This is a genomic window from Hydrogenophaga sp. (assembly GCF_030656115.1).
Taxonomy (GTDB): Bacteria; Pseudomonadota; Gammaproteobacteria; order Burkholderiales; family Burkholderiaceae_C; genus Hydrogenophaga.
The window spans coordinates 1-2173 of sequence record NZ_JAUSOO010000104.1; the positions used below are offsets into that span (position 1 = coordinate 1).

Here is a 2173-nt window from a genome sequence, read left to right on the forward strand (position 1 = left end):
GGCAACGACCCGGCCATCGTGCTGCCCGACGTGGACGCCAAGGCCATTGCCAAGGACCTGTTCTGGGCCTCGTTCGCCAACAGCTCGCAGTTCTGCGTGGCCTGCAAGCGCATGTACGTGCACGAGGACGTGTACGACGACGTGGCGCGCGAGCTGGTCGCCTATGCGAAGACCGTTAAGGTGGGCAACGGCATGGAGGCCGGCACCGAACTGGGCCCGCTGCAGAACAAGATGCAGTACGACAAGGTCTCCAAGCTGCTGGCCGACAGCCGCGACGCCGGCCTGAAGTTCCTGCTGGGCGGCACGCCCGAGCAAAAGCCCGGCTACTTCATCCCGGTCACGCTGGTGGACAACCCGCCGGAGGACTCGCGCGTGGTGGTCGAAGAGGCCTTTGGCCCGGTGCTACCGCTGCTCAAGTACAAAGACGTCGAAGACGTGATCGCCCGCGCCAACAACACCCAATATGGCCTGGCCGCCACCGTCTGGGGCAAGGACCTGGAGAAGGCCTCGGCGATTGCCCGGCGCATCGAGGCCGGCACCGTGTGGGTCAACCACGTGCACGTGTTCGCCCCCAACATCGCCTTCGGCGGCCACAAGCAGTCGGGCGTGGGCATCGAGAACTCGCTGCACGGCCTGGCCGAGTACTGCAACATGCAGACCGTCATGCGCAAGGCACTGGCATGAGCGCAGCTGCCCTGCCGACCTCGGTCGGCGCGCTGCTGAGCGACGCGGCGCGCCGCTTTGGCGACAAGACGGCGCTGGTGTTCGAAGACCAGCGCTGGTCCTTCCGCCAGCTCGACGAGGCGTCCTCCCGGGTCGCTGCGCAGCTGCAGCAGCGCGGCATCGCTGCGGGCGAGAAGGTCACGCTGTTCTCGCCCAACTGCCCCGAGTGGATCGTCGCCTACTACGCGGTGATGAAGATCGGTGCGGTGGTGAATCCGCTGAACCTGATGCTCACGCCCGAGGAGGCCGCCTACGCCATGAACGACTGCGGCGCGGTGGCCGTGTTCGGGTCTGATGACCGCATCGCCAGCCTGGCGGGGGTGCGCGCGCAGACCGGGCTCAAGCATTGCTTTGCCTTTGGCGGGCAGACGCCTGCCGGTGCCGAAGACTTCGCCTCGCTGCTCGAAGGAGCCGCGGCGGAGGCGAGCACCTACCCGGTGCCCGGCATCGCCCTGGACCAGCCCTGCACCGTGGGCTACACCTCGGGCACCACCGGGCATCCGAAAGGTGCGGTGCTCACGCACCAGGCGATCCTGATGAACACCGCCATGACGGCGACCATGCACGTGCGCACGGCGGCCGACACGGTGGTCAGCGCCCTGCCGTGCTCGCACGTCTACGGCAACATCGTGATGAACGCCGCCATCGCCTACGGCATGACGCTGGTGCTGCACAAGACCTTCGACGTCGAGCGGGTGCTGGCCAGCATCCAGGCCGAGCGGGCGACCATGCTCGAAGGTGTGCCGACGATGTACATGTACATCCTCAACCATCCGAAGCGAAGCGAATACGACCTGTCGTCGCTGACACGCTGCACGGTGGGCGGGCAGACCATGCCCGAGGCCAAGATGCGCGAGGTGGAGGCCGCCTTCGGCTGCCCGCTGATCGAGCTGTGGGGCATGACCGAGCTGGGTGGCCTGGGCACCACGCACAGCGCCTACGGCCCCACGCGCCACGGCTCCATCGGCGTGGCCTTGCCGCACCTGCAGGCGCGGGTGGTGGCCACCGACGGTACGGGCCAGGTGCTGGGCGCCAATGAGGTGGGCGAGCTGCAGATCCGTGGGCCGGTGACCATGGTCGAGTACCTGGGCAAGCCCGAGGCCACGGCGCAGACGCTGGAGGCCGATGGCTGGCTGCACACGGGTGATCTGGTGCGCCAGGACGAGCAGGGTTACCTGTACGTGGTGGACCGCCTGAAGGACATGATCATCACCGGCGGCTTCAACATCTACCCGGCCGAGCTCGAGCGCGTGATCGCCGAGCACCCGGACGTGGCCATGGTGGCCGTGGGCAGCGTGCCCGATGACAACAAGGGCGAGCTGGCCAAGGCTTACATCGTGCCCAAACAGGGCGCCACGCTCGATATCGCAGCGCTGGACGCGCACTGCCGCAACCGCATGGCCGCCTACAAGGTCCCGCGCGCCTACCAGGTCGTCGCCGACCTGCCCAA

Annotated in this window: 2 protein-coding genes; both read left to right on the top strand. The window is 67.6% G+C overall.

The features are described from left to right. Nucleotides 1-684: aldehyde dehydrogenase family protein (locus tag Q7J58_RS13070; RefSeq protein ID WP_304828632.1), on the top strand; the 684-nt coding region annotated here is incomplete at its 5' end. Next, on the top strand, nt 681-2173 hold a 1493-nt coding region (locus Q7J58_RS13075), incomplete at its 3' end, for an AMP-binding protein (protein ID WP_304828635.1). The genes Q7J58_RS13070 and Q7J58_RS13075, both read left to right, overlap by 4 nt.